The 20,144-nt window shown below is 61.7% G+C and carries 15 protein-coding genes; 7 read left to right on the plus strand and 8 right to left on the minus strand.

The window, feature by feature from the left end; translation table 11 throughout:
- The first annotated feature begins 4 nt into the window (after positions 1-4).
- From C7450_RS17510 to C7450_RS17525, 4 genes are all read left to right on the plus strand, one after another.
- The gene (locus C7450_RS17510; protein WP_110375751.1) at positions 5-742 is read left to right on the plus strand and encodes an acetoacetate decarboxylase; all 738 of its coding nucleotides are present in this window, start codon (positions 5-7) and stop codon (positions 740-742) included.
- 456 nt (positions 743-1,198) lie between these two features.
- On the plus strand, positions 1,199-1,675 hold the full coding sequence (locus C7450_RS35145) for a hemerythrin domain-containing protein (protein WP_410369498.1): 477 nt from the start codon (positions 1,199-1,201) through the stop codon (positions 1,673-1,675).
- Between the two features lie 99 nt (positions 1,676-1,774).
- Positions 1,775-2,812 (plus strand): LacI family DNA-binding transcriptional regulator, encoded by a 1,038-nt coding sequence (locus C7450_RS17520; RefSeq protein ID WP_110375753.1) that lies wholly within the window; start codon positions 1,775-1,777, stop codon positions 2,810-2,812.
- A gap of 119 nt (positions 2,813-2,931) precedes the next feature.
- Positions 2,932-3,924: a dienelactone hydrolase family protein gene (locus C7450_RS17525; protein WP_110375754.1), complete on the plus strand. Its 993-nt coding sequence runs from the start codon at positions 2,932-2,934 to the stop codon at positions 3,922-3,924.
- 48 nt (positions 3,925-3,972) lie between these two features.
- Here the strand turns inward: C7450_RS17525 and C7450_RS17530 are convergent, their stop codons facing one another.
- The 6 genes from C7450_RS17530 to C7450_RS17555 form a co-directional block, all read right to left on the minus strand.
- The gene (locus C7450_RS17530; protein WP_110375755.1) at positions 3,973-4,749 is read right to left on the minus strand and encodes an ATP-binding cassette domain-containing protein; all 777 of its coding nucleotides are present in this window, start codon (positions 4,747-4,749) and stop codon (positions 3,973-3,975) included.
- The gene (locus C7450_RS17535; RefSeq protein WP_110375756.1) at positions 4,746-7,040 is read right to left on the minus strand and encodes an ABC transporter permease; all 2,295 of its coding nucleotides are present in this window, start codon (positions 7,038-7,040) and stop codon (positions 4,746-4,748) included. The genes C7450_RS17530 and C7450_RS17535 overlap by 4 nt, the downstream gene beginning before the upstream one ends.
- 242 nt (positions 7,041-7,282) lie before the next feature.
- Positions 7,283-8,365, minus strand: coding sequence for a substrate-binding domain-containing protein (locus C7450_RS17540; protein WP_110375757.1), 1,083 nt, complete (start codon positions 8,363-8,365; stop codon positions 7,283-7,285).
- 157 nt (positions 8,366-8,522) lie between these two features.
- Positions 8,523-9,473: a sugar-binding protein gene (locus tag C7450_RS17545; RefSeq protein ID WP_110375758.1), complete on the minus strand. Its 951-nt coding sequence runs from the start codon at positions 9,471-9,473 to the stop codon at positions 8,523-8,525.
- Between the two features lie 93 nt (positions 9,474-9,566).
- On the minus strand, positions 9,567-10,607 hold the full coding sequence (locus tag C7450_RS17550; protein WP_110375759.1) for an ABC transporter permease: 1,041 nt from the start codon (positions 10,605-10,607) through the stop codon (positions 9,567-9,569).
- Positions 10,607-11,389, minus strand: coding sequence for an ATP-binding cassette domain-containing protein (locus C7450_RS17555; protein WP_110375760.1), 783 nt, complete (start codon positions 11,387-11,389; stop codon positions 10,607-10,609). Before C7450_RS17555 ends, C7450_RS17550 begins: the two co-directional genes overlap by 1 nt.
- 312 nt (positions 11,390-11,701) lie before the next feature.
- Between C7450_RS17555 and C7450_RS17560 the strand changes: the two genes are divergently transcribed.
- The 3 genes from C7450_RS17560 to C7450_RS17570 all read left to right on the plus strand — a co-directional run bounded on the left by C7450_RS17560 (position 11,702) and on the right by C7450_RS17570 (position 16,893).
- Positions 11,702-12,460, plus strand: a complete 759-nt coding sequence (locus tag C7450_RS17560) for an SDR family NAD(P)-dependent oxidoreductase (protein ID WP_110375982.1) — start codon at positions 11,702-11,704, stop codon at positions 12,458-12,460.
- 787 nt (positions 12,461-13,247) lie between these two features.
- On the plus strand, positions 13,248-14,591 hold the full coding sequence (locus tag C7450_RS17565; RefSeq protein ID WP_110375761.1) for a porin: 1,344 nt from the start codon (positions 13,248-13,250) through the stop codon (positions 14,589-14,591).
- A 1,018-nt stretch (positions 14,592-15,609) separates the two neighbouring features.
- Complete coding sequence (locus tag C7450_RS17570) at positions 15,610-16,893, plus strand: porin (protein WP_170147290.1); 1,284 nt, start codon at positions 15,610-15,612, stop codon at positions 16,891-16,893.
- Between the two features lie 120 nt (positions 16,894-17,013).
- On the opposite strand, the gene C7450_RS17575 is transcribed toward C7450_RS17570, so the two are convergent.
- Entirely contained in the window at positions 17,014-18,420 is a 1,407-nt protein-coding gene (locus C7450_RS17575; protein WP_146227381.1) for an O-antigen ligase family protein, read from the minus strand.
- A 199-nt stretch (positions 18,421-18,619) separates the two neighbouring features.
- Positions 18,620-20,134 (minus strand): undecaprenyl-phosphate glucose phosphotransferase, encoded by a 1,515-nt coding sequence (locus C7450_RS17580; RefSeq protein WP_110375764.1) that lies wholly within the window; start codon positions 20,132-20,134, stop codon positions 18,620-18,622.
- Positions 20,135-20,144 lie beyond the last annotated feature (10 nt).

Here is a 20,144-nt window from a genome sequence, read left to right on the forward strand (position 1 = left end):
CAGCATGAAAGAGCATGAAGTGCGTGAACGGGCCTTCGCCATGCCGCTGACAAGCCCGGCCTATCCGCCAGGCCCCTATCGCTTCATCGACCGGGAATACATGATCATCACCTATCGCACGGATCCCGAGCGGCTGCGGGCGTTGGTCCCGGAGCCTCTCGAGATCACCGATCCGGTGGTGAAATATGAATTCATCCGCATGCCGAATTCGACGGGTTTCGGTGACTATACGGAAACCGGACAGGTCATTCCCGTTTCGTTCGAGGGGCGCAAGGGCGGCTATACCCACTGCATGTTTTTGAACGATCATCCGCCAATTGCCGGCGGACGCGAACTGTGGGGCTTCCCGAAGAAACTCGCGTCACCCGTCCTGCGCGCCGAAATCGATACGCTCGTCGGCACGCTCGACTATGGTCCAGTCCGCGTTGCCACGGGTACGATGGGCTACAAGCACAAGGTCGTGCCCGAAGAAACGGTGAAAGCCGCGCTGCTGGCGCCGAACTTTCTTCTGAAGATCATCCCGCATGTCGATGGCTCGCCGCGCATCTGCGAGATCGTCGAGTATTATCTCGAGGATGTCACCATCAAAGGGGCCTGGTCTGGCCCGGCGGCTCTGGCCCTTCAGCCCCATGCCCTGGCGCCTGTGGCTGAGTTGCCGGTGCTCGAGGTCATATCCGCCCTGCACATCGTCGCGGATCTGACGCTGGGGCTCGGCAAGGTCGTTCACGATTATCTGCGCTGACATCTTGTCATTGGCATGCCGGACACGCTCTTGTGATGCCGCAGGGGCGCGATCCGGCGGGGTGAGAGTTGCTCTATTTCAGCGATGCTTACCCCGAGGGCGTGCACAAAATGCAAGTTTGATGGCGGCATTCTGCGGCTGTTATGACTTTGTAGCTTCCGAACAATTCACCTTATGATTGGATGATCGCACAAATGCTTTGCGATCGCGGTGATACTTGGAGTCCTTCTCGCTCCATATCGACAATCTGGGTGTGATCTGATCGAGAAGCTGGATTCGCCCTCGCGTCGAGGGCAAATCCAGCTTCTCGCGTCACGCCGAAAGGGCGAAAGCGTAGTCATGGCATCGGAGAGCCTATCCCGTGCATTGCTATCGAGCGGTGGTCTCGATCATTGCAACGACCCGGTCGATCTTCTGCTGGTGGAGCATCATCGCCAGCGCGCGATCCTCGATTGCATGATTCGTACGATCGAGGCGCGCGAGGTCGATGTTGCCGATGTAGTAGCGGTCATGCGCCCCTTGAAGGCCGATGCCACCCTGCATCGCGCCGATGAAGAAGACAGCCTGTTTCCGCTGCTTTTCCAGCGTAAACGTCGAGAGGACAACATAGAGCCCTTGATCAGGCAACTGCTCGGCGAGCATGGTCTTCTGGAGGATGCCGCCGCAACGGTTATGGCACAGCTTACGGCCTGCCGTCACGAGGGACGCATGCAGATTCCTGTGGCGCTTCGTGCCGATCTGTTGCGGCTCATCTTCCTCGCCGAGACGCATCTCGCGCTCGAAAATGGCATTCTCCTGCCCATCGCGCATCAGCGCCTGACCCTTCGCGATCGCCTGTCTATCGGGCATGATTTCCAGTCACGGCGCACGCGCGCGCCTATACCGGTATGGCCACATCTTGCCGACCGCTGTCTATCGCCCGTTCGCCATTGACCGGCGCGACGGATGGTGGTGCAAGCACCTGTCGACAAATCCCCCTAAGAACGCTGCGTGAGTTGCGTACCTCAAGCAATGAGGGCAGCATGGAATGTCATGATTGTTCCCGTCGCCAGAGTCACGCTCCAGGATGTCGCCGAAGAGGCGGGGGTCTCTCTCGCCACGGTGGATCGCGTTCTTAACGGCCGCCCCGGTGTCAGAGACCGGACCGTAGAGCGCGTGCAATCGGCCATCGACCGGTTGGGATACCGGCCTGATCCGCTCGCGACGCGGCTTGCCCGCAATGAAACCTTCCGCTTCTGTTTCATCATGCCGGCGGGCACGAACAGCTTCATGCGGCTGCTCGAGGAGCAGATTGCCGCAACGGCCGATTGGCTGGCGGGGCAGCGGGCCTTCATCGATGTACGGCGCGTCGATGTCTTCGATCCCGAGACGCTGGCTCAGGCGCTCGAAGGGCTCGATACGCGTTACCGCGGTGTGGCGGTCGTGGCTCTCGACCATCCGCGGGTGAGGGGAGCGATCGATGATCTCGTTGGCCGCGGCGTTGCCGTCGTCACGCTGGTATCCGACGCGCCGACCTCGCGTCGGTTGCGCTACGTCGGCATCGACAATACGGCCGCAGGGCGCACCGCAGGCGCCTTGATGGGCCGCTTCGCGTCAGGACGGCAGGGCACCATCGGCGTGGTTGCCGGTTCACTGGCGCTGCGCGATCACGCCGAGCGTCTGCTTGGGTTCTTCCAGGTCATTACGGGCGAATTTGAGGGGCTGCGCGTGCTCGCCGCCGAGGAGGGCAGGGACGATATCGCTCTGACCCAGAAGGTGGTCGAAGACATCATCGAGAGGAATCCCGATCTGGTCGGTATCTACAATGCCGGCGCGGGCCTGCAGGGGCTGGCGACGGCCGCGCGCGCCGCCGGGCGCGACCAGGATCTCATCATCATCGGCCACGAATTGACCGGTCATTCGCGGCGTCTGCTGCTTCATGGCGTGATCGATGCCATCATCAATCAGGATCCAGGGCATGAGGCCCGCTCTGCGGCGCGTGTGCTGCTGGCGCATTGCAGCGGCGAGCCGATTGTCGCGGAGCAGGAGCGCATTCGCATCGACATTTTTCTGCGTGATAATCTGCCCTGAGGGGACACCAGAGGCCCTCGCGCCAGACGTGGAACACGGCCGCAGGCTTGGGCTGGGTCTTACAATCGCCGGGTTTCCAACACGGAATTGCGCCCGGTCTGCCTGGGGAGATAATTGCGATGCGCGCCGCCGTTGCCGGGTTGTTACTGTGCGTCGTCGCGGGCGGCCTGTGCCAGGCCGAGCCCGTTTCCGATCTCGCGGATGGACGTGTGGGGGCGATCGAGTTTGCATCGCGCACGCCGACGGGACCGACCGAGATGATGGCTGGCGGTGGCCGGCCAACGACGATTGCCGGTCACCTGACCCTTCCAAATGTAGCGCCGGTCCCTTTCCCAGCGATGATCATCATGCACGGCAGCGGCGGGATTCTGCCGGGGCGGGAACAGGACTGGGCCGCGCGCCTCAATGAGCTTGGGGTGGCGACATTCGTCGTCGACAGCTTCAGGCCCAGGGGCTTTTCCAGCACGGGCGATGACCAGAGCCGACTTCCGCTGGCGGCAAGCGTCACCGATGCATTGACGGCGCTGAAGCTTCTCGCCTCCCATCCCGGCATCGCCAAAGACCGCATCGGTATCATCGGCTATTCGAAGGGCGGGCAGATCGCGTTGTATACGACACTCGCGCCATTCCGCCGGGCAGTCATCGATGATGACCTGCGCTTCGCGCTCCACATCGCTTTCTATTCATCATGCTCGATCCCCTACAAGGCGGAGGAGGTGTCGCCGGCGCCGGTGTTCCTTCTGCTCGGAGGCGATGATGACTACACGCCGGCGGTTCATTGCGGTCGCTACGTCGACTTTCTCCGTAGCAAGGGGGCGCGGGTGGACATGTTCATCTTCGCTGGCGCCCATCACGGCTTCGATCTGCCCACGCCCGTCCGCTATCTGCCCCGAGCCCAGACAGCACGAGACTGCGGCCTCGATATCGCGCTCGATCCGGTCGAGGCCCGGCGATGGGACACGGGTACGATCGTTCCGCCGGGCGACATCAGTGCCTACCTGCGCTCGTGCATGCGGCGCGGCGCATCCTACGGTGGCAATCCAGCCGCCCGGGCCGAAGCAGACGCAATCGTTGAGAAAGCCGTTCAGAGGTACTTGCTTGATCGCCAATAGCAAGACCGCGTGCCCCCGGTCTGACCAGGGAGCACGCGGCTGGCATGCTTAAGCCGCCTTCTTCATCGCTTCTTCAGCGGTCAGGGCGGTCTCGGGGGTGCCGGAAACGATGAGCTCGAGCACCTCGCGCTCCGTGGTATGGGCGATGTAGCGATCGCCGACGTTCTCGCCGCGTTTCAGCACCATGATGCGGTCGCCGACCTCGAAGATGTCGGTGAGGCGATGCGAGATGATGATCTGGGCGACACCCTGGCGCTTCAGTTCGCTCATGGTTTCGAGCAGGCGTTCCGTCGCCATCACTGAAAGATTGGCGGTCGGCTCGTCGAAGATGACAACCTTCGGATTGAAGGAGATGGCCCGCGCGATGGCGACCGACTGCTGTCGGCCGCCGGAGAGGCTCTCGACCTTCTGGAAGACCGAGTTCACATCCACCTTGAGGCGGGACAGCACGGCGCGTGCCTCCTCATACATCTTCGGACGGTCGACGAAGAGCCCGAAGCGCTTCGGCCAGCGGCCGAGGAAGATGTTCTGCCCGACGTCCATGTTCCCGCACAGGGCGAAATCCTGGTAGATCATCTCAATGCCGAGATCTCGGCTTTCGTGTGGGCTCTTGAAATGCGTGATCTCACCATTCACGAGCACATCGCCGCCATCGCGCGTATAGGCGCCGGTCAACACCTTCATAAGGGTCGATTTGCCCGCGGAATTGTCGCCGACGAGGCCGAGGATCTCGCCTGGCATGAGATGAAGGTTGACATCTCGCAAGGCCTGGACGGCGCCGAAGGTTTTGACGATGCCGCGCATCGCGATGATCGGGGTGGTCATGCTGCTACTCCTGTCGCGCGGGTGTCGTGACGGGCCTGTGCGCGGGCTTGTCGCCGCCGCTTCCATTCGCTGACGATGTTGTTCTGCCTCAACCATATGTCACCGATCACCGCCGCCAAAAGGATGAGGCCGATGAATACGTTCATCCAATGTTGTGGCATCACGAAGGAGGAACCGTCGCTCATGAAGATCTGCAGGGACAACAGGGCCCGGATCAAGGTGATGACCGCCGCGCCCGCGAGCGAGCCGATGATGGTGCCGTAGCCGCCGAAGATCGATCCCCCACCGATGATGACCGAGGCGATGGCATCGAGCTCGCGCAACTGGCCGGCCGCCGGATTGAAGCTGCGGTAGTAGGCGACATAGATGACGCCTGCCGCTGCCGCGCAGAGCGAGGAGAACACGAGCGATAACAGGCGCACACGCTGGGTGTTGATGCCCGCATAGCTCGCTGCCCGCTCATTGCCGCCTGTTGCATAAACCTTCTGTCCGAAGGATGTGGCGCCGAGCACCACCGCTGCGATGCCCGCGACCACGGCGAGGAACAGGGTCTGGACGCTGACGGCCCGCGCCACGGCGGCAAACGTTCCCGTCGCGTGTATGCCAAAAGATTCCAGCACCACGGACAGGTTGCGGCCGAGCAGATTGTAGGTTTCGGGAAAGGCAGACAGCTGGCGGCCGGAGACGAGCCAGGCCGCGAGGCCGCGGGCGATGTAGAACATGCCGAGCGTCGCCACGAAGGCGGGCATGCCGATCTTTGCGGTGAGCCAGCCGTTGAACAACCCGCAGGCGACGCCGGCGGCAAGCGCGAGCACCACGGCGGTCGCCGGATCTCCGCCGAGTTCCTTCATGGTGAAGGCGGCGACCGCGCCGGAGAGCGCGAGCACCGATCCCACCGACAGGTCGATGTCGCCATTGGCGATGACATAAGTCAGACCGAGCGACAGCAGGCCGATCTCGGTGAACGCGAGAAGCAGGTTGAAGGAATTGTCGAGCGAGCCCCAGAAGTCCGGCCGCAGCCAGAAACCGGCGGCCCACAGCACGACCATCAGGATGATGGCGGCCGCATCGCGACGGTGCAGGAAGGCCCGAAATCCGCGCAGACCGACGCCGCGTGCGTCGCTCGCCGCACCCATGGTCTTGACGCCGACGATGGCGATGCCGCCGCTATCGTGCGACGCTGGCGCCTCCTGCCGCAGCAGCCAGGCTTTCAGGCGGCCGAGCACATTGCCGCGCACGACAACGGGTTCGAGCAGGACGGCGCCGAGCAGAAGCAGGCCAAGGAAGGCCGGAACCGCTCCCGGCGGTAATTGCGCCATCGCTGCCACTTCCATCTTGACGCCGCCGACATCAATCACCCGCGTTGTGGGTACACCCTCGCGCAGTACCTTATCGATGAGAACGACCAGCGCCGCGCCAAGGCAGGCGCCGAGCACACGCCCGCGGCCGCCGGCGATGGATGCCCCACCCACGATGACGGCGGCGATGACAATGAGTTCTGCGCCCTGGCCGTACTGGGACGTCACCCCTTTGTCCTGGGCGACATTCATGAGGCCGGCGACCGCCGCGCAGAGCGACGATAGCAAGAAGGCGCGAATGCGTACCCAGCGCGTATTGATGCCGGCATATTGGGCCGCCTGGTCGTTACCCCCGGTCGCGTAGGTCTCGTAACCGATGCGGGTCTTGGCGAGCAACACGGCGCCGGCGATCGCAAAGACGAGGAAGATCAGAATCTGGTTGTTGAAGCCGAGTGCGTTGGTCTCGCCGAACGCGAAGAACCCGTAGTCACGCGCCTTGATCTCATAGCTGATGGTCTTGCCACCGGTGAGGCCGAGCACCACGCCACGGCCGATGAACAGCATGGTCAATGTGGCAATGAAGGGCGGCACGCGCAGGATGGCGACCAGGAGGCCGTTGATAAGCCCGACGAGCAGTCCAAGGCCGATGCAGATCAGCATGGCGGTGCCGGCATCGAGGTTCAGATGCGTCGGTGCAAAGAGGATGGAGAAACTGACGGCCACGAGGCCGAGCGTTGATCCGACCGAGAGATCGAGATCGCGGTTGACGATGACGAATGTCATCCCCACCGCCATGACCCCGAAGCGCGCCGTGTCGCGCAGGACCGCCGAGATGGCGTCGGTCGTGCCGAAGAAGGCGGGGTTTATGAGGACGCCGGCCAGATAGAGGAAGGCCATGAAGACAAGCATGCCGGCCTCCCAGCTGCCCAGCAGCTGCGGGGGCAGCTTCACGCGTCTGGACGGGGGAGGACCAGCGGTCATTTCAAGAGACATTCAGCTTCCATTCTCAAACGCACTGGCGCGCGCGCGTCATCGCGAACGCATATCGATTGTGGTGCGCCTTGTGGATCGACACCAACGGGAGAGCCGCCCGACGCCGGCGCATACGCGCAACGAAAGCTGCCGAAGTTGGCTCGCTCATTCCGCGTTGGCGTCGATCGCCCTCCCTTGTGAATGGTGGTGCCCGACGCAGCCACGCAGTGTCGGCGCAACGGCGGGCCTCCCGTGCAAATCGATCAGTTTTCGAAACGTTTGCCGACCTTGTCGACGCTATCCTTGGTCACGAGTTGGGCGCGTGTATCGAGATTGGCTGCCGAGATGCCGCGATCGATCTGCAGGTAGAGCTGCGCCACCGGCCAGAAGCCTTGCAGGAAGGGTTGCTGGCCGAGTGAGCCGGTCAGAGCGCCTGTGCGGATCTGCTCCTGTTGCTTCGGTCCAAGGTCGAAACCGAAGGCGCAGACCTTGCCGTTGAGCTTGAGCTGGCTGATGGCATCCCCCAGGGCCGGCGTCACGAAGCCATTGGCCGCGAAAGCGCCGACCACGTCCTTGCGGCTCTCGATCAGTGTGACGATGGAGCCGACGATATTGTCCTTGTCCACGTCGATGCCGATGTTCTGCGGGCCGGCGTCGACTTTGAAGTCCTTCAGCTTGCCGGCCGCGTTGAGCGCCTTCACCGTTGCCTGGAATGCCGCGGTGATACGGTTGTTGACCTCGACATTCCCGAGCGTCGTCGTCGACGGGAAGATGATGGAGCCTCCCTTGACGTCGTTCTTGATAAGGCACTGCGCCAGCGCTTCGCCGCCGATCGCCGCTGCGCCGGCATCCTGGCCTGTATGCGAGATCTTCGAGCGGCTGGCGAGATTGGGGTCGAACGAATTGGTTGTCGCGACCGGGATCCCCTTGGCCTCAAGTTTCTTCACGATGTCGTCATAAGCGCCCGACTGCGGCGTCGTCATGATGACGCCATCGATGGTCGGGTCGTTGATCACCTGGTTGATGATCTCGATCTCACGGGGAATGTCATCAACGGGAGCCTCGGAGCCCAGCGTGATCAGATTGATGCCGAACGCGTTGGCTGCCGCTTTCGCACCGACATAGGTCGGATCGAAGAAGCCGTTGCCCGCCGTGTGAGTGATGATGGCAAAGGTGAGCTTGCCGTCCTTGGAGTTGAAATTCTTGGTGTCCGGCGCTTCCTTCGCTGCGTCTTCGAAGGAGTAGCCACCTACGGCCTTCGAGAGTGCGCCGGACTGAGCATGGGCCGCGACGCTGCCCAACGAAACGCCAGCCACAAGCGCAGTGGCGATAGCGAGGGTCTTCATTTGAATGCCTCCCAACGGGTCTTTTGATGGAACATCGGACAACCTTGCCCGAGCCTGTACATGTTTACGCCGGACTAATCTTTTGCAGAAGCGGTCTCGAGACTTGCAATTCGCGCCGCAGGAGATGGGAGAGGTTCGCTCTCCCATCTGAAAGGGCTTACTTCAGGAATTCCGCCACGTTGTCCTTCGTGACGACGTCAAGGCCGACATAAGTGATAGGCTCGACCTTCTCGCCCTTCTTCAGGGCAAGCAGGATGTCCATGGCCTTCTCGCCCATCTCGAAGGGGCGCTGTCCGACGAGCACATTGGCATAGCCGTCGCGCAGGAGCTCGAGCTCCACCTTGAGCGTATCGGGCATGACGAGCGCGAGCTTGCCACTTTCGTAGTTCTTCTTGTTGGCGTTCACGAAGCCCTTGTAGGCCTCGGGCGCGAAGAGCGCCCAGCCGCCGACCGGCACCACCGCATCCACATTGGGATTGGCCGTCACCATGTCGCTGAGCTGTTGAACAGCGAGCGCCGAATCGTCGTTGCAATAGCTCGGCGAGCCACTGGCTTCCTTCCAGCCTGCCGCCTTGACCACTTCGTAAAGCCCGGCCAGGCGTTCGTTCAGATTTTCAGCCGCCGGTCCGCCCGACTGGGTGATGAAGGTGCCCGGTTGGGGTTTGCGCTTGATGAGTTCACGACCGAGCTGGCGGCCCATTTCCTTGTTGTCGGTGCCGACATAGGCCTGCCGCGCCGATTTTGGCGAATCCGCATCGAAGGTGATGACGGGGATGCCGGCATCGCGCGCCTGCTTGATCACATTGATTGCGGCCTCGGCATCCGAGACGGAGATCGCGAGGCCATCGACCCGTTGCGTGATGAGATCCTGAATGATCTGCACCTGGCTTGCGGGTTCGTGCTCGATCGGTCCCTTATAGATGCACTCGACATTCCCGAGTTCCTTGGCGCGCTTCATGCAGCCGTCGCGCGACAGGTCGAAATAGGGATTGTTCATCGCTTTCGGAACGATGGCGAAGCGCATTTTCTGCTGGGCCATGGCCGGTGATATCAGCGACGGTGCGGCAATGGCGACGGCGGCCAGAGCCGCAAACACAAAGCGTTTCATTGATCTCTCTCCCTTTGCTGCGCGCTGGGCTTATATGTGCCCCCTGTTACGTGCTCGTGGTACGTGCTCTCCCTGGCGGCCGCCCATCTCGGTTCAGGCCGCGCGTAGGCTCCTCAACCGGTCAACGATGGCTGCGAATATGATGATCATGCCGATGATGGCGGTTTGCCAGTAGCTGTCGGCCCCCGCCAGCACGAGGCCGTTGCGGATGACCTCGATCAGCGCTGCGCCGATGATCGCCCCGACGGGACCTCCGGAACCGCCGGCAAGATTGGCCCCGCCGATGACCGCAGCGGCGATGATGGTCAGTTCGTAGCCGGTTGCCAGATTGGCCTGCGCCGCACCCAGCCAGCCGGACATCAGAATGCCGGCGAGGCCGGCCGTCATGCTGCAGGCGACGTAGACGCCGATCTTCACGCGCTCCACGGCGACGCCCGTCAACGCGGCAGCGCGCTCGTTGCCCCCGATGGCGAAGATATGGCGTCCGGCCGCCGTATGGTGCAGGACGAAGCCCATGATGGCCGCGCCGATGAGGAGATAGACAAGCGGGATTGGCAGGCCGAACAGCTTGCCGTTGGTCAGCGCATAGAACGTATCGACGCTGGGCCCGCCCGGTGCCTGACTGCGCCCCTTTGTGATCACGTAGGTGAGCCCGCGGCAGATCGACAGCATGCCGAGCGTGACGACGAAGGGCGACAGCTTGAGGCGCGCGATGAGCAGGCCGTTGACCAGGCCGATGAAGCCCGCGACCATCAGCCCGATGAGCAGCGCAAGCGGCATCGAGACGAAGCCGAGCGCCGTTTCCGCGATCCATTTCATGACGATCATGGTCACGACTGCGGTCAATGCCATCACCGATCCGACCGAGAGATCGATCCCGCCCGTGATGATGACGAGTGTGGCCCCCAGGGCCACAATGCCGACATAAGAAAAGTTCTGCGAGGTGCGCAGCAGGTTTTCCGGATTCAGGAAATTGTCGGCCACGAAAGAGATGGCGACGGTAATGATGAGAAAGGCCAGCACGACATAGGCTGTCTGGGACGCAAAAAAACCGCGCTGCCACCAAGGCGCGCGGCCAACATTGGTGAATCCGCTTTCGCTCCTATGTCGTCCGGCCGTCGACAGATCGTCCATCAGGCCGCCTCCTTTGCCCCGGTGATGAGGGCGGTGACCTCCTCCGGGCTTGAACTCTGGATCGGCTTATCAGCCACTTTGGATCCACGCCGCAGCACGACGACGCGATCGCAGACGGTGAAGACATCCGGCATGCGGTGGGAAATCAGGATGACAGCTATGCCGGCGTCGCGCAGACGGCGGATCAGGTCGAGGACTTCGGCAACCTGGCGTACGGAGATCGCCGCGGTCGGTTCGTCCATCAGCACAAGCTTGGCTTCCTTGAGCCGTGTCCGGGCGATCGCAACGGCTTGACGCTGGCCGCCGGACATCTGTCGCACCAGATCGTCGGCGCGGGTTTCAGACTTCAGTTCCTGGAAGAGCGCAGCGGCGCGCCTGTTCATGGCCGCATGGTCGAGAACCGTCACAGGTCCCAGCCGCCGTTTGAGCTCACGGCCGAGGAAGACATTGGCGGCCGCCGTGAGGTTATCGGCGAGCGCGAGGTCCTGATAGACCACCTCGATGCCGACAGAGCGCGCATCGATCGGACGCGAGAAATGCACCGGCTGGTCGTCGAAGATCATTGTTCCATGCGAGGGGGGGAAGTTGCCCGCGATGATCTTCACGAGCGTCGACTTGCCGGCGCCGTTGTCGCCCATCAAGCCGACGACCTCGCCGGCGGCGACCGTCAGGTCGATCTCCGCCAATGCGCGTATCGCGCCGAATTCCTTGCCTATCCCCCGCAGTCTCAGGAGCGTCAAACGATCCTCCCTGGTCTGGCTGCGCGCCTTCAACGGGCCCATTGACGTGACGATGCCCAAAGCCTCTGTCTTCCGCAACCCCCCATTTGGTCCAATAACGTAGAATATTGATGTTCGATCCTCAGGTATATTATCCTATCACGGCCAATGCGCGCTTGTCGCCCAGGCGCCACTTGTTATTGAAAGAAAAAAGGAATTTGAGATCACGCTTGCCTTAAAGGCAGCAAAGTTGCTTGATTTGCGTGAATGGGCTGAGGTGTCCGGGGTTGACGCTCAGCCCAATTTTGCCGCCTCTTGAGAGGCGATCATCATAATGGTGCCGGCTGAACCATGTCCGGCGAGGAGGGCGAGCCCATGTCAGCGATTTATCCCGATCTTGCGGCCAAGACTGTCGTGGTGACCGGTGGAGGCTCCGGCATCGGCGCCAGTATCGTAAGGCGCTTCGCGCAGCAGGGCGCCAAGGTGGGGTTTCTCGACATCAAAGAGGAGGAGTCCCGCGCGCTTGCCGATGAAATTCGCGCCTCAGGCGGCACCGTGCATTTCGAGAAGGCCGATGTCACCGACATCGACGCCCTTGTCGCCGCGATCGGCGCAATCCGGGCCCAGTTCGGCCCCATCGACATCCTCGTCAACAATGCAGCCCACGACGAGCGCCACGCGACCGAAACGGTGACACCGGCCTATTGGGACGATCGCATCGCCGTCAATCTCAAGCACCAGTTCTTCGCCGCGCAGGCTGTGCTGCCGGACATGAAGGACCGGAAGGCGGGGGTCATCATCAATTTCGGATCGACCTCGTGGATGGTCGGACAGGGCAATATGGCTGTCTATACCGCGTCGAAATCGGCGGTCCTCGGTCTCACGCGGTCGCTCGCCCGTGATTTCGGCCCTTACAACATCCGCGTGAACGCCATCGCGCCGGGCTGGATCATGACCGAACGGCAGATCGAGAAGTGGATGACGCCCGAAGGAGAAGAGGAGCTCATGCGGCGGCAGTGCCTGAAGCGCAGGCTGGTTCCCGATGAGCTTGCGCGCTTCACTATCTTTCTTGCGTCTGATGAGGCCTCAGCTTGTACCAATCAGCACTATGTGGTCGACGGCGGTTGGGTCTGAGCGGATACGCGCGGATTGCATAACGCTGCGCTCGCCCTAAAGATTAAGATGATGCCTCTTACAGGGGCGTTCGTGCCTCGCATGCGGCGGCATCAGCTGCATCCGGACGCCGCTATTTGACAGCGGATGCCTCAGTGGTTGCGCGCAATGCGCAGCAGCACCGGCAGTGCAACGATAGGTTGCGCTATCTATCATGATTCTCTGGATGGCAGTAGGTGTTGCTGGTCCGGTGCCGTCCGTGGCGGGTGCAGATACAGAGCGGGTCCTGCCGCCGGGTCTCAGGGGCCTGCGCGACGCTCCCATGGGGAAGGTGATATCGCGTGTCGAATAGGATCCGCGTCGGACGCGGCGCAGCGCTGCAGATGGTGGCTGAGGTGCGTGATTTCCCGAATCGTGCCGCATTGATGCCGTGATTCAGTGATGTCGCAACGCAGCAACGGATGCTGCGCCGCATCAATTCGCTAATGAATGGGTCTTCGCTCGGAAATGTTCGCTCCCGCGGTCTCTTAAAGTGTCGTTTATGCAACATGGGGGTCAAAAACACCCCCAGCCTCCCGTCCGTGCTTTGGAACTGATTGAACGTTGGGCTTCCGTCCAGCATGGTAATGAGGCGTCGGGGGCACCCGTTACGCATCGCGGGTTAAACCGCTGGCATGGGCTCTTCGGAGTGAGTGACCGGAGGATAACCTACAAAAAACGGGGAAAAGGGCACTTCTGAAGTTCAGGCTCCGGTCTGGTTTTGAAGAAAGCCTGCTCCCAATGGGTCTCGATTTTTTTGGAGGTCAGAATGAAGCTCGTTAAGAGCCTTCTACTCGGTAGCGCTGCAGGCTTCGCCGCGGTTGCCGGGGCTCAAGCCGCAGATCTTCCCATGACGAAGGCTGCGCCGGTTGACTATGTTCGCGTTTGCTCGGTCCACGGCGCGGGCTTCTTCTACATCCCCGGCAGCGACACCTGCATCAAGCTCGGCGGCCGCGTCCGTGCCGAGTTCATGTATCAGGAGCCGCTGAACAACGGTGCGGGGCAGGGTCGCAATCGTGACGCCACCGGCTTCCGCGGCCGTGGTCAGCTCGACGTCGATGCCCGTACCTCGTCCGAATGGGGCACGATCCGTGCCTTCTTCCGTTTCCAGCTGACGCGCAACAGCGGTGTGTACCGCGCGTCCTACGCCGGGCCGCAGGGCAGCGCGAACGACTCGAACTTGGATAAGGCCTTCATCCAGTTCGCGGGCTTCACGGCCGGTGTCGCTCAGTCGTTCTTCGACTTCTATGCTGAGTCTCTGAACTGGGGTTCCGCTCCGGGCGTTCTCCCGGGTTCGGACCAGGGCGCGACTCAGTTGCTCGCTTACACGGCGACCTTCGGTTCGGGCTTCTCGGCGACGATCTCGCTCGAAGACCGCAATCAGCGCGCAGTTGCTGGCGCGAATACGGTTGTTTACACTTATAATAGCGCTGGTCAGCGCATGCCCGACGTGGTCGGTGTCCTGTTCGTTGATCAGGGCTGGGGTTCGGCCAAGTTGTCGGGTGCCGTGCGTCAGTTGAATTCCTCTCTGTTGGATTACAATTACGGCACCTACATCGGCGGCAGCCGCGTGGACAACAAGTATGGCTATGCCATCCAGGGTGGTGTGAAGATCAACCTGCCGATGCTCGCCGCTGGTGATCAGCTTTGGTTGCAGGCCGCTTATGCGGAAGGCGCTCTTAGCTACATCGGTGTGACGGGCAATCCGGGGCTCGGCGGTCTTACCAATATTTTGCCGGTGTCCGACTACGTGATCCCGGTCGCTAATGTTGGCGGGACGCCCTACGCGACAGGCGGTGTCAAGCTGACCAAGGGCTGGAACGTTCTCGGCGCTTTCCTGCACTACTGGACCCCGAGCCTGCGTTCGACCCTGTGGGGCAGCTACACCTCTGTTGATTTCCCCGGCCAGGTTGTTGCTGGCAGCGTCTACCGTGACTTCAAGGTCTTCCAGGCCGCTTCGGCTTTGATCTGGTCGCCGGTGAAGGCGATGGATATCGGTGTGGAAGTCCTCTACGCCAAGGTCGATGCCAAGCGTAACTGGGCTACGACCGTTTATCAGAAGAGCAACGAAGATCAGTGGCAGGGTCGTCTTCGCTTCCAGCGCGATTTCTGATCCCAGACTGAGCTCTCTGAGTTCATGGAACCCCGGTGCCTGGCACCGGGGTTTTTTCGTTGCTGCAAGACCATCCGCGAATCTGCGCCGCCGTGGGGCCGCGAGGCTCCCAAGATGTCATGACATTGAGATGGGCGCCTCGCCTTCGCCGCCTGATGAAGCCGTGGCGCCGCGCACGGGCCGTGAACGATCCGACGGGCGTAGTGATCGAGCCCGGCGAGAAATGCGTCCCCCATTCGGCCACAGCATCGTCCCCTGCGCCGCGTTTCCGCCGGCGCATTGTCGAGCGATGTGGATCCCAGTTCGCGTGAAGGCATTCCGTAAAAACTAGAGTAAATCCGACTTATATGGAATCGTCTGATTCCATATAAGTCATTGAATTTACTGTTGAATTTATGAGCAGAGCAAGTCCGCAAAAGACGGACTTGCTCTAGGATCGAGAACATTGCCAGTGAGCCAGAGTTCACCGGCGATGCTCCGCGCCAATCCGGCTTGTAGTGCAGCCGCCGATACCGGCTGAGCCCGGGAATATGCGTGTTTATTGTTGAGCGGAGCGAGACGCAGCTTGGTGTTCAATCATTCGGCTTTTAATGAATGTGGACAACAATGCAGGTCCGAGTGGCAATCGAAATGTGTAGCATCGTCTTTGAATGCGATGGGCCGTCTCAATAAAGGTCGCGCGGTTACCTTCTTAAGTTGGCGGAAACTTTCCATGGGATCCAAAACACAGGACAAGTAGAGGGTGTGAAGCGACATCAGGATCTTTTTTGAGTAAGTTATAGCCGCTGGATGCGAGTTATAATTATTTTAAATTATGCGTTTTCAGAGGAAATATTGCGTTGTCCATATTTTGTGCGAATTCGGAACGCTTTGAATAAATGGTAATCAACTATCTGTTGCGCTTTTGTCGCATATGCAGTCTTGATGAATTCTTGGGTTGTTTCCCATCGACCGCAAATGCGCGCTGCGCGTAAAGTATTGCCAGATGTTACGGCCTTCGCCGTTGGAGGAGACTGAGATGCGTTTGGCTTCCCTCGTGCTGTTGAGCTCTGTTGCCGCTTTCGCTTCGGTATCGGGCGCTCTGGCGGCCGATCTGCCGATGGCCAAGGCCGCGCCGGCCGACTATGTCCGGGTATGCTCGGTTCACGGTGCCGGCTTCTTCTACATTCCGGGCAGTGACCTCTGCCTGAAGCTTGGCGGCTATGTTCGTGCCGAGTATCTCTACGCGCAACCGAAGTGGTCGGTGCCCGGCAACGGCCGCTCGGCGGATGCGACAGGCTTCTTGGCGCGCGGTCGCCTTGAGGTCGATGCCCGCTCGTCCTCCGAATGGGGCACGATCCGCGCCTACTTCCGCTTCGAGCTGACGCGCCAGAGCGGGGCCTATCGCGCGCTTGGCGTTCCGGCCGGCAGCGTGACCGACTCGAGCCTCGACAAGGCGTTCATTCAGTTTGCCGGCTTTACGGCCGGTGTCGCCCAATCATTCTTCGACTTCTACGCGAATGACCTGAACTACGGCGGTTCGCTCGGTTCCGATGACGGCCAGACCCAGTTGCTGGCCTATTCCGCGACCTTCGGGTCGGGCTTCTCGGCGACCATCTCACTTGAAGACCGCAACCAGCGCAATGTCGGCACGAGCTACTATAATGCCGCCGGCGAACGGCTGCCGGACGTGGTCGGCAATCTGCTGCTGGATCAGGAATGGGGATCTGCACAGCTCTCCGGCGCGGTGCATCAGCTCAATTCAAGCACCATCTACGGCACCGACACCTTCGGCAGCAGGGTAGACACCACATACGGTTTTGCCGTGCAAGGCGGCGTGAAGGTGAAGCTGCCGATGCTCGCTGCCGGCGATTACATGTGGTTGCAGGCGGCCTATACGGATGGCGCCCTCAGTTATATCGGCATCAACGGTGATCAGGTCATCGGGCCGATGGTGGGCGTCGCGACCGACGGCGCGATCGTTAATGGGGATATCAAGAAGACGCAAGGGTGGAACGCTCTTGCCGCGATGCTCCACTATTGGACGCCGAATATTCGCCAGAGCGTCTTCGGTGGTTACAGCAAGGTCAATTACTCCGGTGCCGTTACCTCCACCTATGGCATTAGCGACTTCAACACCTGGACGGTGGGCTCCAACCTCATCTGGTCACCGGTCAGCGCCATGGATATCGGTGTCGAGGTTCTCTACACCAAGCTCGACCCGAGCGGCCGCACACTCGTCTATGACAATGGCACCACGGCGCTTTACAAGTCGTCCGAGGACCAGTGGCAGGCACGTCTGCGCTTCCAGCGCGACTTCTGACGATTGCCGAAAGGCGTCGGCTCCAGCCTGTCTGATTGCAGAACGGCGGCCTTGGCAACAGGGTCGCCGTTTCTGCGAACGGTCTCTCCCGATCGCAGAGCCGATCCGGTAAACTGGCGTTTATCGAAGATGCTCCAGGCGTTGCGTTTGGCCGGCCCCTCCCTGATGGGTGATGGCTGTCTGACGCGGCGGAGCGGCGAGCGGTGAGTGGAGACCTTCGGCGGCGCTGCGAGCCTTCGCATCGGCTTTCGCATGGGCCTTGCTCGCCGCCGCAATGCCCCAGATGAGGCCGAGCATCAGATAGAACTGCCGCCAATGGTCGGTATCGATCTGGAACCCTTGGATCGTTATGACGATCAGCGCGGACCAGACGGCGATCGCGTGGGGCTGCAGCGGCCCCCGCCGGAAAACCGTGCGCCATGCGACCACCCACGTCGCGGCGATCAAGGTCACGTAGGAGAGACCACCAAGCCACCCATAGGATGCAAAGGCGTTGATATAGACGCTGTGGGGGTCGGCGTCGAAATAGACGTGAAATCGCAACGGCCCCAAGCCGTTGACGTGCTCGAGGAGGAGGGGGATGCTGCGCAGCTGGTTACCGAAGCGCCCGGTCGCCCCTTCGTCGTAGTCCTGTGACAGCGAGGCGCGCATGGTGAAGATCTCACGCACGCCGTCGATCGAAAGGGCAACGCCCAGCATCACCAGGAGGATGGCGACACAGCCGAGCGCGTAGAAGATCATCATGCGCCTCTGGGCGAGCGTGGCACCCGTGATGAAGCTGAGCGCAAAGAGGAGTCCCAGAGCGCCGACCAGATCAGCCCAGGCGCCGCGCGAGAACGACAGGAACAGGGCGAGCAGCGGAACGCTGAGGAGGAGGATCGTCTTGAGGATCCCGGTGCGGCGCTCGATGAGCCCCTGAACGATATAGACGATGGGCAGCACCATATAGGGACCCATAACATTGGGGTCCTTGAAGGTGCCGGAGGCACGCCCGTAGACGGTGAAGATGCCGCCAAGGCCGGCGATGTCGAAATAGCCGAGAAGACCGGCGATGCCGGCCGGCCAGGCCGACCAGATCAGGGCGGAGCGTATGGTTTCCAGCCGCCGGAGCGGCGCCTGCGTGAGGACCGATGCGAAGAAGACGGACGTCATCGCGAGATAGATCGAGATGACGATGAATAGGACGCTGCGGCTTTCATTGAGATAGGGCATCAGCGAGACGGCCCCACCGATATTGAAGAGCGTCAACAGACCAAGCATCGGTGCTGCACTTGCGGGAATCCGGAAGCCGATGAGCAGCGCGGTCACGAGGGCGAGGGGGAAGAGAAGCTCGTACAAGGACGGTTCGATCAGGACGAATGCGCCCGCGAAGACGAACAGCCAGAGCGCGAGACTGTCGAGGCGCGCGAGCGAGATGCGTAGCTTGCCGCCACGCCGCGCCCGGCGCGGTGCCAGGGCAGCCGCAGCCTGCCGCAGATCGTCGTGCGTCGTGCCGCCTGTTCCGGCTATCGGACGCGCCTGGGCCATGGTTCCGTTGGCGGAGGCTGTCGGGAAGGGACGCAAGGCATCTTCGAACAATTCCGCGATAACGGGGCGGCGGTTCCGATGGAATTGCTTAGAGCCGGGGTGTTCCAACGTTTTCGCGACGCGAGGGAAGGCGGAAACGCACGCGCTGCGGCCCTCCGATGGCCGGCCGTTTGTGCGTCCGGCCCTGGCATCCACGCGCTCAATAGGCGTTCTCGGTGGAGAGCAGGGCGAAGGGGGTCCGGATCAGGATATAAAGGTCGAAGAGCACGGACCAGTTCTCGATGTAGAATAGGTCGTGCTCGACGCGGCGCTGCAGTTTCTCCTCGGTATCGGTCTCGCCGCGCCAGCCGTTGATCTGCGCCCAGCCCGTGATGCCGGGCTTCACGCGATGGCGCGCAAAATAGCCATCGACCACCTTGTCATAGAGGCGGTTCTCAGCCTTGGCCTTGACCGCATGCGGACGGGGGCCGACCAGCGAGAGGTCGCCCTTGAACACCACGTTGAACAATTGCGGCAGCTCATCCAGTGATGTCTTGCGGATGATGCGGCCGACCCGTGTCACCCGCGGATCCCCCTTGGTCACGAGCTTCGCAGCATCGGCGTCGGACTGGTCGACATACATCGAGCGGAACTTGAAGACCTCTATCAACTCGTTGTTGAAGCCGTAGCGCTTCTGGCGAAAGAGGATCGGGCCGCGCGAATCGAGCTTCACGGCGAGGGCCGTTGCGGCCAGGACAGGCGACAGGAGGATGATGAGCAGGGCGCCGACGACCTTGTCGAACAGCCATTTGAGGACGAGGTCCCAGTCGGCGATCGGCTTATCGAACACGTCGAGCACCGGCACGGCGCCGATATAGGAATAGGCGCGCGGCCGCAGCCTCAGCTTGTTGCGATGCGCGGCCAGGCGAATGTCGATCGGCAGCACCCAGAGCTTGCGCAACATGGAGAGCAGACGGTCCTCTGCGGTGATCGGCAGCGTGAAGATGACGAGATCGAGATGGGCGCGCCGGGCGAATTCCACGAGATCGCTCACGTTACCAAGCTTCGGATAGCCAGCGACGATGTCGGGTGACCGTTCGTCGCTGCGGTCGTCGAAGACGCCGCAGATCCGCAGGCCTGTGTCAGGCAGGCCGTCGAGTGCGCGGATGAGTTCCTCGGCAGCTGTACCCCCGCCGACGATCGCCGTGCGTCGATCGAGCCGGCCCGCCCGGGTGAGGGCCTTCACCGCGTAGGACAAGAGGGTGCGCCCTACCAGAAGGAGAACGAGGCCGACGAGGAACCAGCTTGCGAGCCAGACACGCGAGAAGTCCTCGCCGCGCTTGGCGAAGAACAAGGCGGCCATCAGAACAAGGAAGATCCCGCACCAGCCTCCGATCACGCGCAGTCCCTGGGCGAGCATCGTCCGAAACGAGCTGATATGGTAGATCCCGAGCGCCTGGAACACGATGACGGTGAGGATGGCGACGGACAGGATTGTGATGCCGTGGATGAGGGGGAATTGGCTGTCCGGCTTGAGGTAGAGTGCATGGACGCCGAGGCCCGCCGCGGCCACGGTCGCACAATCGACCACGCGCGCAATTCCGGCGAGGACGACCGGCGAATAGGTCGGCTTGACGGGACGGGCGGCAATCTCCTCGGCAAGCGGCGTCAACGGCCGCGCGGCATCGGCTGGGATCGGTTGCTTGAGAAGATCACGAATATCGTAGGTAGGCATATGCCGCCTC

Source organism: Chelatococcus asaccharovorans (assembly GCF_003201475.1).
GTDB lineage: Bacteria > Pseudomonadota > Alphaproteobacteria > Rhizobiales > Beijerinckiaceae > Chelatococcus > Chelatococcus asaccharovorans.

Excerpts from the sequence above, each read along its gene's own strand:
- C7450_RS17510 (WP_110375751.1), top strand. The coding sequence starts at position 5 with ATGAAAGAGCATGAAGTGCGTGAACGGGCCTTCGCCATGCCGCTGACA.
- C7450_RS35145 (WP_410369498.1), top strand. The coding sequence starts at position 1,199 with ATGATTCGTACGATCGAGGCGCGCGAGGTCGATGTTGCCGATGTAGTA.
- C7450_RS17520 (WP_110375753.1), top strand. The coding sequence starts at position 1,775 with ATGATTGTTCCCGTCGCCAGAGTCACGCTCCAGGATGTCGCCGAAGAG.
- C7450_RS17525 (WP_110375754.1), top strand. The coding sequence starts at position 2,932 with ATGCGCGCCGCCGTTGCCGGGTTGTTACTGTGCGTCGTCGCGGGCGGC.
- C7450_RS17530 (WP_110375755.1), bottom strand. The coding sequence starts at position 4,749 with ATGACCACCCCGATCATCGCGATGCGCGGCATCGTCAAAACCTTCGGC.
- C7450_RS17535 (WP_110375756.1), bottom strand. The coding sequence starts at position 7,040 with ATGTCTCTTGAAATGACCGCTGGTCCTCCCCCGTCCAGACGCGTGAAG.
- C7450_RS17540 (WP_110375757.1), bottom strand. The coding sequence starts at position 8,365 with ATGAAGACCCTCGCTATCGCCACTGCGCTTGTGGCTGGCGTTTCGTTG.
- C7450_RS17545 (WP_110375758.1), bottom strand. The coding sequence starts at position 9,473 with ATGAAACGCTTTGTGTTTGCGGCTCTGGCCGCCGTCGCCATTGCCGCA.
- C7450_RS17550 (WP_110375759.1), bottom strand. The coding sequence starts at position 10,607 with ATGGACGATCTGTCGACGGCCGGACGACATAGGAGCGAAAGCGGATTC.
- C7450_RS17555 (WP_110375760.1), bottom strand. The coding sequence starts at position 11,389 with ATGGGCCCGTTGAAGGCGCGCAGCCAGACCAGGGAGGATCGTTTGACG.
- C7450_RS17560 (WP_110375982.1), top strand. The coding sequence starts at position 11,702 with ATGTCAGCGATTTATCCCGATCTTGCGGCCAAGACTGTCGTGGTGACC.
- C7450_RS17565 (WP_110375761.1), top strand. The coding sequence starts at position 13,248 with ATGAAGCTCGTTAAGAGCCTTCTACTCGGTAGCGCTGCAGGCTTCGCC.
- C7450_RS17570 (WP_170147290.1), top strand. The coding sequence starts at position 15,610 with ATGCGTTTGGCTTCCCTCGTGCTGTTGAGCTCTGTTGCCGCTTTCGCT.
- C7450_RS17575 (WP_146227381.1), bottom strand. The coding sequence starts at position 18,420 with ATGGCCCAGGCGCGTCCGATAGCCGGAACAGGCGGCACGACGCACGAC.
- C7450_RS17580 (WP_110375764.1), bottom strand. The coding sequence starts at position 20,134 with ATGCCTACCTACGATATTCGTGATCTTCTCAAGCAACCGATCCCAGCC.